The organism is Winslowiella toletana (assembly GCF_032164335.1).
GTDB classification, from domain to species: Bacteria; Pseudomonadota; Gammaproteobacteria; order Enterobacterales; family Enterobacteriaceae; genus Erwinia; species Erwinia toletana_A.
In genome coordinates this window covers 4369327-4388126 of the sequence record NZ_CP134152.1, presented here as the reverse complement: position 1 = coordinate 4388126, position 18800 = coordinate 4369327, and the positions used below count along the sequence as shown (strand labels likewise).

At 52.5% G+C, this 18800-nt stretch carries 20 protein-coding genes; 12 read left to right on the top strand and 8 right to left on the bottom strand.

The genetic code is table 11. The features are described 5' to 3' along the window. Positions 1-350 precede the first annotated feature (350 nt). From tamA to RIN69_RS19900, 5 genes are read left to right on the top strand one after another with little or no spacing between them, the layout of a single operon-like run. Entirely contained in the window at positions 351-2066 is a 1716-nt protein-coding gene (gene tamA, locus RIN69_RS19920; RefSeq protein WP_313857818.1) for an autotransporter assembly complex protein TamA, read from the top strand. Next, positions 2063-5833, top strand: a complete 3771-nt coding sequence (gene tamB, locus RIN69_RS19915; protein WP_313854035.1) for an autotransporter assembly complex protein TamB — start codon at positions 2063-2065, stop codon at positions 5831-5833. The genes tamA and tamB overlap by 4 nt, the downstream gene beginning before the upstream one ends. Before the next feature lie 2 nt (positions 5834-5835). Further along, positions 5836-6189 (top strand): gamma-glutamylcyclotransferase family protein, encoded by a 354-nt coding sequence (locus RIN69_RS19910; RefSeq protein ID WP_313854033.1) that lies wholly within the window; start codon positions 5836-5838, stop codon positions 6187-6189. Positions 6190-6228: 39 nt separating this feature from the next. Beyond that, on the top strand, positions 6229-6942 hold the full coding sequence (locus RIN69_RS19905; protein ID WP_313854031.1) for a tetratricopeptide repeat protein: 714 nt from the start codon (positions 6229-6231) through the stop codon (positions 6940-6942). A gap of 22 nt (positions 6943-6964) precedes the next feature. Continuing rightward, a complete protein-coding gene (locus tag RIN69_RS19900; protein WP_313854029.1) occupies positions 6965-7810 on the top strand; it encodes a hypothetical protein in 846 nt (281 codons plus the stop codon). A 46-nt stretch (positions 7811-7856) separates the two neighbouring features. On the opposite strand, the gene sctW is transcribed toward RIN69_RS19900, so the two are convergent. The 8 genes from sctW to RIN69_RS19860 are packed head-to-tail and all read right to left on the bottom strand — an operon-like array spanning position 7857 to position 12530. Further along, positions 7857-8969, bottom strand: coding sequence for a type III secretion system gatekeeper subunit SctW (sctW, locus tag RIN69_RS19895; protein WP_313854027.1), 1113 nt, complete (start codon positions 8967-8969; stop codon positions 7857-7859). Beyond that, complete coding sequence (locus RIN69_RS19890; protein ID WP_313854025.1) at positions 8953-9624, bottom strand: FliH/SctL family protein; 672 nt, start codon at positions 9622-9624, stop codon at positions 8953-8955. Before RIN69_RS19890 ends, sctW begins: the two co-directional genes overlap by 17 nt. After that, complete coding sequence (locus RIN69_RS19885; RefSeq protein WP_313854022.1) at positions 9621-10208, bottom strand: type III secretion system domain-containing protein; 588 nt, start codon at positions 10206-10208, stop codon at positions 9621-9623. The genes RIN69_RS19890 and RIN69_RS19885 overlap by 4 nt, the downstream gene beginning before the upstream one ends. After that, entirely contained in the window at positions 10205-10924 is a 720-nt protein-coding gene (sctJ, locus tag RIN69_RS19880) for a type III secretion system inner membrane ring lipoprotein SctJ (protein WP_313854020.1), read from the bottom strand. Before sctJ ends, RIN69_RS19885 begins: the two co-directional genes overlap by 4 nt. Beyond that, positions 10921-11259, bottom strand: a complete 339-nt coding sequence (gene sctI, locus RIN69_RS19875) for a type III secretion system inner rod subunit SctI (protein WP_313854017.1) — start codon at positions 11257-11259, stop codon at positions 10921-10923. The genes sctJ and sctI overlap by 4 nt, the downstream gene beginning before the upstream one ends. Positions 11260-11281: 22 nt before the next feature. Continuing rightward, complete coding sequence (locus tag RIN69_RS19870) at positions 11282-11572, bottom strand: EscG/YscG/SsaH family type III secretion system needle protein co-chaperone (RefSeq protein ID WP_313854015.1); 291 nt, start codon at positions 11570-11572, stop codon at positions 11282-11284. Continuing rightward, entirely contained in the window at positions 11569-11784 is a 216-nt protein-coding gene (gene sctF / locus RIN69_RS19865; RefSeq protein WP_052898860.1) for a type III secretion system needle filament subunit SctF, read from the bottom strand. Before sctF ends, RIN69_RS19870 begins: the two co-directional genes overlap by 4 nt. A gap of 5 nt (positions 11785-11789) precedes the next feature. Then, the gene (locus RIN69_RS19860; protein WP_313854012.1) at positions 11790-12530 is read right to left on the bottom strand and encodes a helix-turn-helix transcriptional regulator; all 741 of its coding nucleotides are present in this window, start codon (positions 12528-12530) and stop codon (positions 11790-11792) included. A gap of 246 nt (positions 12531-12776) precedes the next feature. Between RIN69_RS19860 and RIN69_RS19855 the strand changes: the two genes are divergently transcribed. The 7 genes from RIN69_RS19855 (at position 12777) to sseB (RIN69_RS19825) (ending at position 18752) form a co-directional block, all read left to right on the top strand. Next, on the top strand, positions 12777-13403 hold the full coding sequence (locus tag RIN69_RS19855) for a hypothetical protein (RefSeq protein WP_313854010.1): 627 nt from the start codon (positions 12777-12779) through the stop codon (positions 13401-13403). A gap of 78 nt (positions 13404-13481) precedes the next feature. Beyond that, complete coding sequence (gene sseB / locus RIN69_RS19850; protein WP_313854007.1) at positions 13482-14039, top strand: type III secretion system translocon protein SseB; 558 nt, start codon at positions 13482-13484, stop codon at positions 14037-14039. A gap of 78 nt (positions 14040-14117) precedes the next feature. Next, positions 14118-14918: a hypothetical protein gene (locus RIN69_RS19845; protein ID WP_313854004.1), complete on the top strand. Its 801-nt coding sequence runs from the start codon at positions 14118-14120 to the stop codon at positions 14916-14918. A gap of 78 nt (positions 14919-14996) precedes the next feature. Continuing rightward, on the top strand, positions 14997-15731 hold the full coding sequence (locus tag RIN69_RS19840; protein WP_313854002.1) for a hypothetical protein: 735 nt from the start codon (positions 14997-14999) through the stop codon (positions 15729-15731). 78 nt (positions 15732-15809) lie between these two features. Next, a complete protein-coding gene (locus tag RIN69_RS19835; protein ID WP_313854001.1) occupies positions 15810-16592 on the top strand; it encodes a hypothetical protein in 783 nt (260 codons plus the stop codon). Positions 16593-16669: 77 nt separating this feature from the next. Then, positions 16670-17641: a hypothetical protein gene (locus RIN69_RS19830; protein WP_313853999.1), complete on the top strand. Its 972-nt coding sequence runs from the start codon at positions 16670-16672 to the stop codon at positions 17639-17641. A 544-nt stretch (positions 17642-18185) separates the two neighbouring features. Next, a complete protein-coding gene (gene sseB, locus RIN69_RS19825; protein ID WP_313853997.1) occupies positions 18186-18752 on the top strand; it encodes a type III secretion system translocon protein SseB in 567 nt (188 codons plus the stop codon). Positions 18753-18800 lie beyond the last annotated feature (48 nt).

Below are 18800 nucleotides of genomic sequence, written 5' to 3'. Positions count from 1 at the left end.
CGCGTGTGATTAAAAAATAGACAGCAATGTTAATTAATCATCAAAGTATCAGGTTAAGCGCCACTTCCAGTCTTGTCTAATGACATTCGCGGGTTACACTCCAGTGGGTTGCGATTTGCGATCCGCTGTTGTGTACTGTCATGGGTTTTCAGACAATAACGCGTAAAATTTGCGTTTATGCTGCATTTTAGCGAATAGTTAAGCTGTGCGGGACAGGAAGTGAATAAGGTGCCTTTCTGAAATTATCCCGGCAGTACAATGGTTTGCTGTTCATATAACGATTCGCCCATCTGGAACAAGGGCTGGCAAGAGAAACAGGAGTAAGCGTGCCACGAATTCATGTGTACTGCATGTACTGTCTGCTGATTGCCGCGCCTGTGACACAGGCCGCGACTATCCGCTTGCAGGTTGAAGGTTTATCCGGGGATTTACAAAAAAACGTCAGGGCACGTCTTTCAACCATCAGCACTGATGAAATCTCTGCTGACGGGCGCTTTCGTGCACGCGTTTCGAATGCGATAAAGGAAGGTTTGCGCGCGCTGGGTTACTACCAACCCGATATCGATTTTGAGATGCGCCCCGCGCCGGCTGAGGGCGGCCGTCCGGTACTGATTGCCCGGGTGAAAGCCGGTGAACCGGTGAGAATCGCCGGTACGACGGTGATATTGCGCGGTGAGGCACGTAATGATGAGGACTACCTCAGAATGGTGCGCGAGGGGACACCCGCTGATGGCACCATTCTCAATCACGGCAAATTCGACAGCTTCAAAAGTAACTTCACCAATCTCGCGCTGCGCAATGGCTATTTTGATGGCGAATTCCTCAAAAGCCAACTCGGCGTCTCAGTAGAGCGCCACGAAGCGTTCTGGGATATTGATTATGACAGCGGTCAGCGTTACCGCTTCGGCGATGTTAGTTTTGAAGGCTCGCAGATCCGCGAAGAGTATTTGCAAAATCTGGTGCCGTTTAAAAAAGGCGACTACTACAGTTCACGCGATCTGTCCGAGCTGAATCGTCGCTTATCCGCGACCGGCTGGTTTAATTCCGTGGTCGTTGCGCCAGAATTTGCTGAAGCGCGCGAAAGCAAAGTGTTGCCACTGAATGGCGTGGTCTCGCCACGTACTGAGAACACCATTGAAACCGGTGTTGGCTACTCAACTGACGTCGGTCCGCGTGTCAAAGCAACGTGGAAAAAGCCGTGGGTCAACTCGCGCGGCCATAGCTTTGCCACCAGCGCTAATATCTCTGCGCCGGAACAGCAGCTCGATTTCAGCTACAAAGTTCCGCTGCTAAAAAGCCCGCTTGAGCAATATTATCTGCTGCAGGGCGGGGTGAAACGTACTGACCTGAATGATACCAAAGCAGATTCCACCACCCTGGCCGTTTCCCGTTACTGGGATCTGAGCAGCGGCTGGCAGAAAGCGATTAACCTGCGCTGGAGTCTCGATCACTTTACCCAGGGCAGCGTGACGAACACCACCATGCTGCTTTATCCGGGCCTGAGTATTAACCGTACCCGCTCGCGCGGTGGCCTGATGCCGGTCTGGGGCGACTCGCAGCGTTACTCGGTCGATGTCTCCGACACCACCTGGGGCTCAGACGTCGACTTTGCGGTGTTGCAGGCGCAAAACGTCTGGATCCGTACGCTGGCCGAAAAGCACCGCTTTGTGGCGCGTGGCAACCTTGGCTGGATCGAAACCAATGACTTTGAGCGCGTACCGCCGGATCTGCGCTTCTTCGCCGGTGGCGACCGCAGCATTCGCGGCTATAAATTCAAAGGCATTTCACCGCGTGACAGTGAAGGCAAGCTGACCGGTGCCTCGAAACTGGTCACCGGCTCGCTGGAATATCAGTACAACGTCACTGGCAAATGGTGGGGCGCGGTGTTCGTTGACTCCGGTGAAGCGGTGAATGACATCAAAAAGGATGACTTTAAAACCGGCGCCGGTTTTGGCGTGCGCTGGCAGTCTCCGGTTGGGCCGATCAAGCTCGATATTGCCCGACCGATTGGTGACAGAGAGGAACATGGATTGCAGTTTTACATTGGACTGGGGCCTGAACTATGAGTCGCTGGAAGAAGGTCCTGATTGGCATTCTGATTTTTATCCTGCTGCTGCTTGGCGGCGTGGCGTTTTTAATTGGTACCACTACCGGGCTGCATCTGTTGCTTAACGGTGCCTCGCGCTGGGTGCCGGGGCTGGAAATTAAGCAGGTCGACGGTGGCTGGCGCAACCTGACGCTAAGCGGTATTCAGTATGAAATGCCGGGCGTGACGGTAAATGCCGGAGAATTTCACCTTGCGGTGCAGCTCGGCTGCCTGAAGCGTTCGGCGTTTTGTATCAACGATCTGTCGCTGAAAGACGTTAACGTCGTCGTCGACAGCAAGAAAATGGCACCTTCGGCCGAGCCTGCGCCGCAGGAAGAGAGCGCAATGGGCGATCTCTCCACGCCTTATCCGCTGACTTTACGCCGCGTGGCGCTGCATAACATCAACGTGAAAATCGATGATACCACCGTTTCTCTGCTCGATTTTTCTACCGGGATGAACTGGCAAGGTCGTGCGATGACCTTAACCCCGACCCGCATTCAGAGCCTGCTGGTGGCGCTGCCTAAGGCGGCCAAAGTGGCCGATGAGCAGGTGGTGCAGCCAAAAGTCCAGCAGCCGCAAGCTGGCGAAAAGCCTTTAGGTGAAACGCTGCAGGAGATGTTTGCGCAACCCCTGCTGCCGGAATTGCCAGATTTCCGCCTGCCGCTGGATATTAATGTGCAGGAGGTGGTTGGCGAACAGCTGCGCATCACTGGTGACACCGATATTCTGGTTAACCGTCTGTTACTGAAAGCGAAAACCGAAGATCGCCTGCTGCATCTTGAAACGCTGGACGTGGATTCGCCGCAGGGGCTGCTGAATGCCAGCGGTCAGGCACAGCTGTCGGATAACTGGCCGCTAGATTTTACCGTCAACAGCACGCTAAATATCGATCCGCTGAAAGGCGAAAAGATCAAACTGACGCTCGGCGGCGAGATGCGCGACCAACTGAAGCTGGCGCTGAATCTATCCGGGCCAATACCGGCTCAGCTTGATGCGCAAACTGAACTGGCACAGGTGGGTCTACCGCTGGAAATGACGCTCAGTAGCCCGCAATTTCGCTGGCCACTGACCGGACCGGTGCAGTACCAGGCCGATAATTTCAACTTCAAATTCAGCGGTAAGGCGACGGATTACGTGATGTCGCTGCGTACGGCGCTGAAGGGCGAAGCCATCCCTCCTGCCACAGTGACGCTGGACGGTAAGGGCAATATCGAGCAGTTTACCCTCGATAAACTGCGTCTGGCCGCGCTGCAGGGCAATACCGACCTCACGGCGGTGGTGGACTGGAGCAAAGCGATTAGCTGGCGCAGTGAGTTAACGCTCGCCGGCATCAACACGGCGAAACAGTATCCTGACTGGCCGGCAAAACTGGACGGTAAAATTACCACCCGAGGCAGTCTGTACGGCGGCAGCTGGCAGGTGCGGGTTCCGGAACTGGCACTGCGTGGCAATGTGAAGCAGAACGCGGTTACCGCCAATGGCTCACTGTATGGCAATAGCTATAACCAGTGGGACATTCCCGGCATCAAGCTGGTGCTTGGTCGCAACAACGTCAACGTCAAAGGTTCACTCGGTGAAACACTGAATCTGGATGCGGATATCGACGCCCAGCATCTCGATAATGCGCTACCGGGACTGGGCGGCGTAGTGAAGGGCAATATCAAGGCACGCGGCAACCTGGAAGCGCCACAGTTACTGGCTGACCTGACTGCGACCGGCTTACGCTGGCAGCAGATGAGTATTGGTCGGGTGAAAGTTGACGGTGATGTGCGCTCCAGCGATCAGATTCAGGGCAAACTGGCGATCCGCGTTGAACAACTGAAGCAGGATGCGCTGGCTATTAATCTGCTGACGCTGAACGCCGACGGTAATGAAAAGCAGCATCAGCTGAAACTGAATGTGCAGGGCGAGCCGGTTTCCGGTCAGCTGGCGCTGAGTGGCAGTTTTGATCGCAAAGAGCAGCGCTGGAAAGGTTCACTGAACAATACCCGCTTCGATACGCCGGTGGGTGAGTGGCGTTTGTCACGCGCGATGACCATCGATTATCTCAACAGCACTCAGACTGCCAGTATTGGCGCGCACTGCTGGCAGAATCCGAATGCGCAGCTCTGCGTGCCGCAAACCATCGAGGCTGGCCCGAGCGGCCATGCGCGCGTGGTGCTGAACCGTTTTGACCTGGCGATGATCAAACCTTTCATGCCTGAGGAAACCGCGCTGAGCGGCGTATTTAACGGTGATGCCGAAGTCAGCTGGACGGCCAATGGCGGCCTGCCGCAGGGGCGGGTCTCACTGAAAGGGAATGGTGTTAAGCTCGAGCAGGATGTGCAGGGCAACACGCTGCCGATTGCTTTCAATACTCTTAACCTGAATGCGGCGTTACGCAACGGTCGCGCCCAGCTCGACTGGTTAATCCGTATTGCCAACAATGGCCAGCTGGATGGTAATGTACAAATTGCCGATCCTGAAGGTCGTCGCACCTTATCCGGTAACGTAAATATTACCGATCTGTCGTTGGCGATGCTGAATCCCGCGCTGATGCAGGGTGAGAAAGTGGCTGGCGTGCTGAACGCCGGCCTGCGTCTTGGCGGTAATCTGCAACGCCCGCAGGTATTTGGCCAGCTGGCGCTGCGCAATGTCGATGTCGACGGTAACTTTATGCCGGTCGATCTCACCAGTGCCAATCTGACGATGCTGTTTAACGGTATGAGCTCGACGCTGGAGGGCTTAATTCAGACCTCGCAAGGGCAGATCAACCTGAATGGTGATGCCGACTGGAGCCAGCTGGATAACTGGCGCGCGCGCGTTGCGGCGAAGGGCAACCGGGTTCGCGTAACCGTGCCGCCAATGGTGCGGATGGATGTCTCGCCGGATCTGGTATTCCAGGCGACGCCATCGATGTTTAATCTGGATGGTCGGGTAGATATTCCGTGGGCGCGGATTACCGTGCAGGAAGTACCGGAAAGTGCGGTTGGAGTTTCGTCTGATGAGGTGATGCTGGATCAAAATCTGCAGCCGATTGCACCAAAATCTGCCGCGATTCCGATCAACAGTAATCTGGTGATTCATATCGGCAATGATGTTCGTCTTGACGCCTTTGGCCTGAAAGCCCGACTGAATGGCGATCTGAAGCTGGTTCAGGATAAACGCGGGCTGGGGCTGAATGGCCAGATTAACATTCCATCTGGTCGCTTCCACGCCTACGGTCAGGATCTTATCGTGCGTAAAGGTGAGCTACAGTTTGCCGGACCGCCAGATCAGCCGTATCTTAACCTCGAAGCCATCCGTAATCCGGAAGCCACTGAAAATGACGTGACCGCCGGGCTGCGCGTCACAGGCCTGGCCGATGAGCCGAAAGTTGAGATCTTCGCCGACCCGGCGATGTCACAGCAGGAAGCCTTGTCCTACCTGTTACGTGGTCAGGGACTCAATTCGGATGGCGACGGTAATGCGCTAACTTCAGCCCTGGTCGGTTTAGGGGTTGCACAAAGTGGGCAGGTTATGGGTAAAATCGGCGAGACATTCGGCGTCAGTAACCTGGCACTTGATACGGCAGGTGTTGGCGACAGTCAGCAGGTGCAGGTCAGTGGCTATGTGCTGCCGGGTCTGCAGGTGAAATACGGTGTTGGCATATTTGATTCACTGGCGACGTTAACCTTGCGTTATCGCCTTATGCCGAAATTCTATTTGGAAGCGGTGTCTGGTATTGATCAGGCACTAGATGTGCTCTATCAGTTTGAGTTTTAGCAATGCGAATAATTGTCTACGGCAGTTTACGGCGCAAGCAGGGTAACAGTCACTGGATGACTAACGGGCAATGGCTGGGCGATCATCTGATCGAAGGCTATGAGCTCTACAGTCTGGGCCATTACCCTGGCGTGGTTCAAGGATCGGGCCAGGTTTATTGCGAAGTTTACCGGATCGATGCCGCCATGTTGGGTGAACTGGATGCCCTGCGTTCCAAAGGCGGAGAGTACAAGCGTCAGCTGGTGCAGACGCCGTACGGTAGTGCCTGGCTGTATGTGTATCAGCGTTCTGTTGCCGGTCGGCAACGCATCGAAAGTGGCGACTGGCTACAACGGGACGCAGTTGACAAGTTGTAGCTCAGCATAAAAAACACCGCCAACTGGCGGTGTTTTTTTTTGTGGTGCGTATTCGTCGAAGCTTTCCCTTCCTCCTCCATAAATTCCTTTTGTACTTTCATTACAGCATGTCAAAAAACCCAAATTTCTCAGGAAAAACAGAAGGAATCAGCCTCTGTAAGTGGGATGTTTAAGATGAGTAGCGCAGAAAACAAGCAACGCCGACCATCAGATAGCATCAACCTAATCCGGGAAAATAATATGCAACGACCTGACCTGAATTCATCGCTTGTCCCTGATACTGACACTCCGACGGACGCGCTTGCCGCAGATGTCGACGCACTGCTTGCAGGAAAAACCTCGCTTGCTGAGCTGTGTAATATTTCACCACAGCAGCTGGAGGATCTCTATGCGCAGGGTTATCAGGCGTGGGAAGAGGGTAATCTGGAGATGGCTACCGATTTTTTTGCGCTGGTCGCGCAGCTGGACCCCGCTGCCCGCCGCAATATTTTTGCTTTTGCCTGTGCCCTTAAACAGCAAGGTGAATATGCTCATGCCCTGAAACTTTTCAGCTATGCCGTACAGATGCAGCCCAGCGATCCCTTTGCTCCTTTTCATATTGCCAACTGCTTGCAAGCTGTCGGTGAGGTAGAAGGGGCGCGGGAAATCTTCAATGTGACTATCGCTCTGTGCTTTGAAAGGGCGAATAGCGATGCGCGTTATGAGGATTTACGTAAGCAAGCGGAAGATCAACTAACTGAATTAAATGGATAATTAACAAGCTAAGGAGAGTGTTATGTTGTCACCCGCAACCGGATATACCCTTCCGGTACATTACGCCGCCAAGTCAGACGAGGTGAGCATAAAAATGGTCACCAATAGTACTGGCGGAGAATTTCCCTCAGCCAGCGAAAGCGGCATAGTGAAACCGACAGCTTCTGTTCCGTCCAAAGCGCTGGAGCCTGACTTTTTAAACGATCAGAAGGCCCGTATTACGGCGTACTCGCAGGAAGTTGAGCTGAGGATCGATACCAATACCCTGGTCACCAAGGTTATCGGTGCCGTAACGGCGACAGCGGCACTGGTAACGTCGGGGATTGGTGGCACTGGCCTGTTAGCTGCAGCAAATGCGGCGGCTGAAGCCGTGGCTCTGATGGATGTGGGCTGCGCCGCCTATGAAGTACACGATAAGAAGAAGCCCGAAGCGGAAAGGAATGGCGGGCTGACTTTGGGTGCGGACTCCATTGGCAATGCGGTAAATCAGTTAGCCCTGAAATGCCGTCTTTCCGCAGATCAATCCGAGAAAGTTGCTACCTACTTTTCTGGAGTCGCGCGGGCTGTCGTGAGTGGTACGCCAGCCGTGTTAGCCAGCTGGCTACCGGCCAGCGCTGCCACCGGCGTTATGCCAACGGTTGCTCGTGTCATTGCTACCGCTAAGCCTGCGTTAGACCTTGCGGTTAACACCTTTAATGCCGATAACGCCCTGAAAGGAAAAGTGAAAAAGGAATTGGGTATTCAGAAGATGCATAATGAGTTTCTGGAAGCGCATGCCAAAGCGCTTAATACACCGGTTAAGACATCCGCGACGACTCAGACAGAGACTCAAATGCGGAAGCGGAATGGTTTTGGCTCTGATGAGTGAGTTATAAATCGGGCGGCAATGGCAAAAATGCCATTGCCGCTGGTCGTTACCACTCTTCTTCATCGACCAGCTTTTCCTGATACTCAGAAAAAGCCTGTAAAACGGTCTCTCGCTGTTCAATATCTTCAAAACAGTCATCGGGCAGCAGTTTTACCAGGTCAACCATACGGCGGGCATAACCATGCTGGCTGAAGCCCTCGGGCAGCATCTGGCTGGCGCGTTCTTTCAGCCAGTCGGGATAGACCCACGACTGCTGCATAATTTCCAGTAGCTCCGAGGTAATACGATCGCCATCCACATCAGGGACATTGAGCGCCTTGGCCATCCGCTTGCAGTGATCTTCAACAGTGAGAAACTGTAAAATACGCTTCAAATCGGTAATCACCGCGCCAAGACGAATACCACTGATGCCGAATTCGGCGGACAATTCAAACGACAGGGCGCGAATGAGGGTTTTCAGCTTACGCTGGCGATCCTGCAATTGGCTGAACTGAGAAAACCAGTATGAAAGACCAGACTCGCGGCTGGCGGCGCGCTGATAAAGGCGACGCAGTTCAGCCAGGCCGTCAGGGCCCACGGCACCGAATTCCAGAAAGCCGAACAGTTTCAGCACCCAGTCTTCTTCATCCATTGCCCGTTCCAGCGCCAGTTCAAGGCGTTGGCGTCGCGCCGGGCTGAGATCGGAGTCATTAAGCATCGCGCCCAGCAGCAGCACCATCTCTCCGGCGTCCATGTGATGTTGCCGCATTGAGTTGAGCAGGTCGTCGACTTCATCAACCTGTTCAATCGCCGGGATGCGCTGACGTAAATCTTCCAGCTGATTCGGCGCAACGGCGGCCACTTGCCGCGCCAGCCGCTGAACCATCGCGCGCGGGCGTGCACGTTCATTGCCGGTTGAGGCGCTGCCAGAGGTACTGCTGGAGCGTCCGGCAAGCGCAAAACCGATGTTTTCCTGGGTTTCCTGCATCGCATCAAGATCGGTTGGCATCCCTTGCAGGGTCATAACATCGCTGCCCAAGGCGCTTTTGGCGATATTCATTACCGACTGGGCCGGAATCACTTGCGAGGCGTTGCGATCAGCGCGCAGTTGCTGCGATTGCTGTACGTTGTTCACCTGATGATGTGGGCGGTGGCCACCGGCCTCAATCTTGTTGATCATCTGCTGACTCCTGACTCAGTTGTTCCAGGCGGGAAAGTATTGACTGCAACTGCTCGTCAAGATTCAGATATAGCGAAACCAGAGAAGTATTCAGCCTCGCTTCGCCGGGTTGCAGCCGCGCATCTGGCTTAACTCGCAATTGTGGATGGGTGACAAAAGCCTGACGCAACTCATCATACTGTGACTCATTGACATGCAGCGTGCCGGTGGCTTCATCCAGCAGGGCGTCAATATGCCGGTGCAGGTGCGCCATCAACAATCTGGCGTCATTCTGCTGACCATAAAACTCTTCAAACACCTGCACCATGATGCGACGCAAGCGAACTTCGAGCTGTTCGACCACGCGGCGTTCAACCTCATGCGTCTCAATCAGCCATTGGATGGTATCGGCGACCGCTTGTTGACGTAGCGCGGGCGCTTCTTCCTCAACCTGCATTAATCCTTCTTGCCTGGCGGCTTCTTGTGCTTTATCACAATATTGCTGCAGATGTTCGGCATCCAGTTCAGCGCGTTGCAAAATCTGCTCCGCCTGGGCCTGGGCCGCCGCAATAATATCTTCTGCCGCCAGAAACTCCGCCAGTTGACTGGCATGAATCAACGTGCCAGCAGGAGCGGCTACCGTCAGGCGGGTAACCGGTATGGTTAAGAGAGTCATAAAAATCGTCCTATGCGTAGCAACCAGGGAACCGGCGATCCCAACTGGGGTTCAGAGGCTACCTCTGCCGGGGGTAATACCATTTGCAGCGCGGCAATCACCGGACATTGTTGTGCGGCACTGCGCAACCAGCCAATTCCCCGGGCCTGAGCCGCCGCGGGTAACTGTTCAGCGGTCAGCATCCCGAGCGGCGGAGTGGTGAATGAACCCAGTACCAATAGCTGATCGCATCCGCGCTCCCCGAGACTTAGCGATAGCTGGCGTCGGTACTCACCCAGCAGCAAATAGTCCGGGCAGGCGATGGCCAGTAGCCCCAACGCGGTACACAGCCGTGGCAACTGTTCCTCCAGTGACAGTAGCTGTAACTGTTGTGCGCTCAGACTGGCGGGCAGTGGGCTAAGTGTTTCCCGGCAACGCCGGGCGATTAAGTGATTCAACCGACCGCGCGACGCAGGATAACGTTGATAGCAGTGTTGCCAGGGGGCCAGTGACAGTGCCTGCCACCACCCCTCATCCATCCACTCACCCGCCTGCCAGCTAAGCTGATGCAAACGCTGTAACGGAGCGGTGATCACCGCATTCATGATGCAGTTTTCCTGCGGCGCAGCAGAAGGGCTCCTGTGGCGGCTGATATCACCAGCACCAGTGCTGCGACCAGCCACAGTTTACGGTCATGCCACCAGGGTGATGGTTGCTCAGAAACCGGCAATGCGCGCTGATAGCGATAATCTGTGGCTTGCAACACCACTGAAATATTCTCTGCACGCAGATTCGGGATGCCGTTCTGAATCAAGCTTCTGATGTCATTCTCGCGACTCTGCATATTAATGCCAGGAGTATGTTTTACAAACACCGATGCCGAAGGAACCGGCGTTTCACGTCGGTTATGGCTGACGCTTTCTGCAATTGAAACCTGAGCATTCACCACACCATCCATGCCGCGCAGCATTTTTTCCAGCAGCTGTTCCTTCAGATAGTTTATTTTGGCCTGCTCCTGCACCGGTGACATTACCAGCTGGCCGGAAGGAAACAGATCGTTCATGCTTTCGGTGCGGCGCGCGGGTAAACCATGCTGACGCAGTGCTTCCACCGCATCGACAAACTGGCTTTTCTCTACCTTAATCGCCACGTTGCCTTCCTTGATCACCTGTTTCTCACTGTCGATATCACGCAGCATTAACAATGCCAGCATCTGATTCGCTTCGGCTTCAGAGAGTCCGCTGTAGAGTTCCACTTTACAGCCGGTTAAACATAGCGCCAGCAGCGCCAGCAAACCGTACCGCTTCACGGAAGCTATCATTGCATGCTCACCAGTTTGTTAATGCCTTGCCCCAGTGAGCCCGCAACTTTGGCGGTTAACTCCACTTCCAGCAGTGACTTGGACAATGCTGATTTCACCGCCATCATTTCAGCAGGACTGCTGATGATTTCTGCAGTGGGCTTCGCGCCCTCTATCGCCTGATGCACAGCAATGGATTTTTTCTGCAGTTGGGCCGTCGCCATTTCGTCCGGGGTGATCAGCATGTTGCCAAACATCGCGCGGGTAAAGGCGTCGACGTCTGCGGCATCAGGCGGCGTAACGATATGATCCTGAGTGGCTTGCAGAGTGTTCAGTTGGATTGCGTCAATTTCCATGATGTATAGCTCCTGATAAACGTTATTTTGGATGGCCCCAAACGGGCAAAGAGGTATCGACGCTGCTGGCAGTCAAGCGCCGCAGCATGTCAGCTTCGGCTGAATCATTATCTTTCAGCAGTGCAAGGGCGGTTTTGCTGTCGCCAAGCCCAATCAGCAGGGTAGATTCAACGATGCATCGCGCCTGTTGATTGTCGGTTAGCCAGGGTAAAGCCTCGCGGACCGCTTGTGCCTGAGGAAAGAAACCGTGATTCACTGCCATCAGGCTGGTTTCCACCAGCAGCTGGCGTAATTCGCGATCGAGCATCATCATATTTTCTGAATAATCCCTGCCAGCATGTCTTTTACCGCACGCATAATCGCGCTCTCATAGCTGACAAAAGTCGAATATTGCTGAATGGCAAACTGAGCCTGCAACATTTTTGCCGGATCGTTAAAATCCGCAGCGGTGACTTTTGACTGCACTTCATTACCCGCTTTATCAACCAGTTGTGAAAGCTGGTTAGTAATAGCTTCAATATCCATAGTGGTTATTCTTCTCCATTCAAAATTCCGTCATTGTCGACTTTGCCGTGCGACTGATAGCGAAATTGTTTCGGGCTGCACATGAAATTGCGGCGGAAACTGTCGGTAAAGTGCGCATGATTGGAAAATCCACACTCCAGAGCGATATCCAGCACCCGCATCGGCGTACTGCTCAGCAACCTTTTCGCATGCTCCAGCCGCCGCTCCAGTAACCAGCGTTTGGCCGGTTTACCGTACACATCCTGAAACTGCTGGTTAAATTTGCGCAGTGGTAAACCTATCTCTTCGGCTAATTGCGCCACCGACCACGGCTGCATAAAGTTTGTTTCAATAAAATGACAAAAAGCTTTATTACCGGAAATACTACTTTTCAACAGTGCCGAAAAATAGTTTCTGTCCAGACTCAGGCAATAGATATATGAAAAATATAAAAAGCTGTCTGGTGATAAATTTGAAAGTGAAGAAAATACATCGATAACATCATTTTCCGCCTTAATAACTTTTACGTTATTGCGACTGAAAGTGTTATTTCTTTCGGTTTCAATTAGCTCGATAACATCCGGATAAAGCTGCTGCAACGCAGCGGCAGAAAAATCCACAATGATCGGCTTACATTGCAGGACGTCGCTGACAACCTGCATATTGGCGCAGGTTACTGCAAGGCTATTTGCCGGTACAACATAGCGCTCTCCATGCAGTGATAGCGTCAAACTGCTTCGGGTAATAATAAATCTGAGTGCTGACATCTTTCCCCCCATGAATACTGCAATCACCGGAATATCTTCCTTTATAGGCAAAAAAAAGAACATCAGGTGTTCACCTGACATGTGGCGAGAAATAGTTTTTGAGCGAGGTTGTTAAAAAACAGAATATTTTGTACAGATACAGAATTCTATTTTTTTCAGATGCCTATTATAGCCACATCAACACCGGACATTGCCTGACAGATTATCTGGCAAACAATTAAAACATCTAAATAGGAAAGAGTAATCATGACTGCTATTAACAATCTTAACCTCAACGCACCAACTGGCCCGAAATCAAGTGGCGACACCGAGTACCTGAGCGCAGGCAAAAACACCTCGCTGATGGGCACCGCGATGGTCACCATGGACAGCATCATGCTGCTGTTTACCGAACTGGCGAACGCCAAGTTCGAGCAGATGAGCAAGAAGACCGAAGTGTCACGTGATGCGCAGGATATGGCTAACCGCGTTGACGCGCTGCTGGCGGGCCTGGAGAACAGCAAGGATACCGTATCGCTGCCGCCAGAAGTGATTGAATACATGCGTGCCAACAATATTGAAGTTAACGGCCAGAGCATTGATGAGTTTCTTAGCGGCCTGCCAAAGTCCATACCTGCTCATTTAAAGGGCCAGGACGTTCCTGCTGAGTGGCTGAATCAGTCTGGTGGAACGCCTCTGCTGGATAAAGCTGATCTGACCGCCGTGAAATCCGCACTGGAATCCCATTCAGGCCGCGCCTCTGACTTCGTACAGCAGAACCAGCTGAAGCTGCAGCAGCTGATGCAGAACTTTAACACCGCGGTCACCATGGCCAACAGCGTACAGAGCATGAACGCGGAATCGGCTAAATCGATCGCCCAGTCCATCCGTTAATAACTGATTAATGACTACCGGCAGCGCCATAAAGGCCTGCCGTTAACCAGACACATTCAAAATAAAGGGAATTACACGATGACCGCTATCAACAATCTTAATCTCAATGCTCCAACTGGCCCGAAATCAAGCGGCGACACCGAGTACCTGAGCGCAGGTAAAAACACCTCGCTGATGGGCACCGCGATGGTCACCATGGACAACATCATGCTGCTGTTTACCGAGCTGGCGAACGCCAAGTTCGAGCAGATGAGCAAGAAGACCGAAGTATCCCGTGATGCGCAGGATATGGCCAACCGCGTCGACGCGCTGCTGGCGGGCCTGGCGGATGCTCAAAGCAAGGCAGATCTGCCGGAAGACGTTATCGCGTATATGCGCGCCAACAATATCGAAGTCAACGGCATGAGCATCGATAAGTTTCTGAGCGAAAATGGCTCCAGTCTGAATAAAGCCGACCTGACGGCAGTAAAATCGGCGCTGGAATCCCATTCAGGCCGCGCCTCTGACTTCGTACAGCAGAACCAGCTGAAGCTGCAGCAGCTGATGCAGAACTTCAACACCGCGGTCACCATGGCCAACAGCGTACAGAGCATGAACGCGGAATCGGCTAAATCGATCGCCCAGTCCATCCGTTAATAACTGATTAATGACTACCGGCAGCGCCATAAGGGCCTGCCGTTAATCAGACACATTTAAAATAAAGGGAATTACATTATGACCGCTATCAACAATCTTAACCTCAATGCACCAACTGGCCCGAAATCAAGCGGCGACACCGAGTACCTGAGCGCAGGCAAAAACACCTCGCTGATGGGCACCGCGATGGTCACCATGGACAGCATCATGCTGCTGTTTACCGAGCTGGCGAACACCAAGTTCGAGCAGATGAGCAAGAAGACCGAAGTGTCCCGTGATGCGCAGGATATGGCTAACCGCGTTGACGCGCTGCTGGCGGGCCTGGCGGATGGTAAAAGTAAGGCTGAGCTGCCGGCAGATGTCATCGCTTACATGCGTGAAAACAACATCGAAGTCAACGGTATGAGTATTGATGATTTTCTGGATTCCAAATTACCTGGCGCAGGTAACGTTCTGGCAGCGCTGTCACAACTGCTGGCGTCAGGTCAGCAAGAATTTAAAGAGGAGGATATTGCAGGCCTGCTTAAATTTATGGATGACAATGGCATCAAGGTCAACGGTCAGAGTGTCTATTCACTTATCACAGACTCTGAGTTCGCGGGTGGTGAGTTAATGGCATTAGATAAAGTTGTCACCGCGGGAAATATGGAAAAGATTATGAGCGCCCTGCAGGACGCCATCAAGCTGGATAAAGCTGATCTGACCGCCGTGAAATCCGCACTGGAATCCCATTCAGGCCGCGCCTCTGACTTCGTACAGCAGAACCAGCTGAAGCTGCAGCAGCTGATGCAGAACTTCAACACCGCGGTCACCATGGCCAACAGCGTACAGAGCATGAACGCGGAATCGGCTAAATCCATCGCCCAGTCCATCCGCTAATCACTGATTAATGACTACCGGCAGCGCCATAGAGGCCTGCCGTTAACCAGACACATTCAAAATAAAGGGAATTACATCATGACCGCTATCAACAATCTTAATCTCAATGCACCGACTGGCCCGAAATCAAGCGGTGACACCGAGTACCTGAGCGCAGGCAAAAACACCTCGCTGATGGGGGCCGCGATGGTCACCATGGACAGCATCATGCTGCTGTTTACCGAGCTGGCGAACACCAAGTTCGAGCAAATGAGCAAGAAGACCGAAGTGTCCCGTGATGCGCAGGATATGGCTAACCGCATCGACGCGCTGCTGGCGGGCCTGGCAAGCGGAAAAGATACCGCCGAGCTGCCGGCAGATGTTATCGCGTACATGCGTGCCAACAATATTGAAGTCAACGGCCAGAGCATTGATGAGTTTCTGAGCGACAAGAAGTCTGAGATCTTAGGGGCCGGCCTCCAGGATCACATCAATGAACTCACGCGCGAGTATTATCAAAAATCAGGTGACTACTACAACAGAAATGAAAATGACGAGCGCTCTAATGAGAAAAAAGCCGCACTGGACGATATTTCAGAGCGCCTGCGTAGAGCAAAAGCTGGCGATATCGACGTTAAGCTGGATAAAGCTGATCTGACCGCCGTGAAATCCGCACTGGAGTCCCACTCAGGCCGCGCCTCTGACTTCGTACAGCAGAACCAGCTGAAGCTGCAGCAGCTGATGCAGAACTTTAACACCGCGGTCACCATGGCCAACAGCGTACAGAGCATGAACGCGGAATCGACTAAATCGATCGCCCAGTCCATCCGCTAATGACTGATTTATGACTACCGGCAGCGCCATAAGTGCCTGCCGTTAACCAGACACATTCAAAATAAAGGGAATTACATTATGACCGCTATCAACAATCTTAACCTCAATGCACCGACTGGCCCGAAATCAAGCGGCGACACCGAATACCTGAGCGCAGGCAAAAACACCTCGCTGATGGGCACCGCGATGGTCACCATGGACAGCATCATGCTGCTGTTTACCGAGCTGGCGAACTCCAAGTTCGAGCAGATGAGCAAGAAGACTGAAGTATCCCGTGATGCGCAGGATATGGCTAACCGCGTCGACGCGCTGTTGGCGGGCCTGGCAAGCGGAAAAGATACCGCCGCGCTGCCGCCAGAAGTGATTGAATACATGCGTGCCAACAATATTGAAGTCAACGGCAAGAGTATTGATGACTTCCTGCGCGGTGCTGAAAGCTTAGGCTCGCTCTGGGCGCTGAACAACCTTGACTCTTTTGACAGAAGAGGCTTTGGGTGGAGTAGCGGGATGAATGACAGCGCCAATCAGGTGGTTAAAGATTTGGATGCTGCCGGAATCAAGATTGATGGCCAAAAAGCCAGTGAGTGGCTGGCGAACCAAAAAGGTTCCGGATCTGAACCTTACAGCAAGGAAACGATCTCACAGCTGGTTAATTCTGGCCGACAGCTGGACAAGGCTGACCTGACTGCGGTGAAATCTGCACTGGAATCCCACTCAGGCCGCGCCTCTGACTTCGTACAGCAGAACCAGCTGAAGCTGCAGCAGCTGATGCAGAACTTTAACACCGCGGTCACCATGGCCAACAGCGTGCAGAGTATGAATGCTGAATCGGCCAAATCCATCGCTCAGTCCATCCGCTAATCATTGTTTCATGACTAACGGCAGCGTTTTTAACCGCTGCCGTTAACCCGAGACACTACAATAATGAGAATAAAATCATGAGCGGTATCAATACCAATAACCTTAATATCAACGCGCCGACTGGGATGAAATCAGGCGGTGATACTGAGTATCTGAGCGCAGGCAAAAACACCTCGCTGATGGGCGCTGCGATGGTCACCATGGACAGCATTATGCTGCTGTTTACTGAACTGGCGAATGCCAAGTTCGAGCAGATGAGCAAGAAGACCGAAGTGTCACGCGATGCGCAGGATATGGCTAACCGCGTCGATGCGCTGCTGGCGGGCCTGGCAAGCGGAAAAGATACCGCTGCACTCCCGCAAGACATTATTGAGTATATGCGTGCCAACAACATCCAGGTTAACGGCATGAGTATTGATAAGTTTCTCGGTCTGAAGCCAGCGGATGATCTACCAGGCGGCCCAGAAACCCCAGAAACCCCAGAAGCACCAGAAGCACCAGAAGCACCAGGTACACCTGGAACGCCTGGCGCGTCTGAAGCGGCGAAATTTGTGCAGATGTTAAATGCACTGCTGGCCAGCGCGCCGGCAGAGGGAGTGCAGGGAAGTCAGCTGTTTGAACTGCTTGATTTTATGAAAGAATATGGCATCCCTTTGGGGGGCGATATGCTGCATTTGCCGAATGGGGGTAATGCCTCTCTGTGGCAAATTGAACAACTGAGAAATCAGCTGACAGCAGCGTTTCCGGATGCCGGCTTCAATCCTGGTACTCGCCCGGCGATCAATCCCGACGCGCCTCCGGTTGATGGTCCAGTGGATGGTCCGGTCAATGGCCCGGTAACGGGCCCGGTTGAGCTGGATAAAGCCGCACTGACGGCAATAAAATCCGCACTTGAGTCCTACTCTGGCCGTGCCTCTGACTTCGTACAGCAGAACCAGCTGAAGTTGCAGCAGCTGATGCAGAACTTTAACACCGCAGTCACTATGGCTAACAGCGTGCAGAGTATGAACGCTGAATCGACCAAATCTATCGCCCAATCAATACGCTAATCACGCACCGCGGCAGTGCTGCAATATTCTGCCTGCCGCCTTTCTATATCCGGTATTATTCAGAATTAATGACATTTATTCGATTGCTTATCAAAAAAACTAAAGCGAGCCCGATATACGCTAAAAGATTCCCCTGTGATACTTCCCGACAATCAATTTATATATATTGACATAAAAATAAAGATAAACTTTATTGAGGTGAGGTTTTATTTTTCCAGAGGCTTATTGGTATTCAAATTATTAGTTAAATATAACAGCTTTCTAATACTACAGGTGTATTCAGCTGAGGATGTGCCTTGCTATTTTAAGTTATTGTTTCTAGGGTTTATTTTATCCATTTTGTCATTTAAATAATAATCCCATCAGGTGTTTACCTGATATTTTTTGTAATTAAATTATCAATGTTAGTGTGCAAAAACAGAATGTTTTGCAGAGATCCGCAAATCTATATTTACCAAGTATCTATCATAGCCTCATTAAAACCAAGCCACGCAGGATTCGACAATCTTGTAAACATGTAAAACACCAAAAGGAATGAGAGTTCATGTACGCGATCGAAAACATTGTCAGCGTTTCCCGAAGCGAATCACCCGTTCTCAGCAGGCCAGCCGATCTCGACTACCTCAGAGCCGGTGGCAATGTCTCGTTGATGGGTACCGCGTTGACGACGATTGAAAAAATCATGCTGCTGTTTACCGAGCTGGCAAATGCAAAATTCGAGGAGATGGGTAATAAAACCGAAGTATCCCGTGATGCACAGGATATGGCCAACCGTGTTGACGCACTGTTAGCGGGTTTGGCGGATGCTCAAAGTCAGGCTGAGCTGCCAGCAGACGTTATCGCTTACATGCGTGAAAACAAGATTGAAGTCAACGGCATGAGCATCGATCAGTTCCTGGCTGAAAATGGCCCCGAGCTGAATAAAGCCGATCTGACGTCGGTGAAATCGACGCTGGAATCCTTCTCAGGTCGCGCTTCTGACTTCGTACAGCAGAACCAGCTGAAGCTGCAGCAGCTGATGCAGAACTTTAACACCGCAGTCACCATGGCCAACAGCATACAGAGCATGACCGCAGAATCGACTAAATCGATCGCCCAGGCTATTCGCTAATAATTTTAGGGGCTGAGGCGTCTGCTTATGCTCCGTTTTACCTCACCG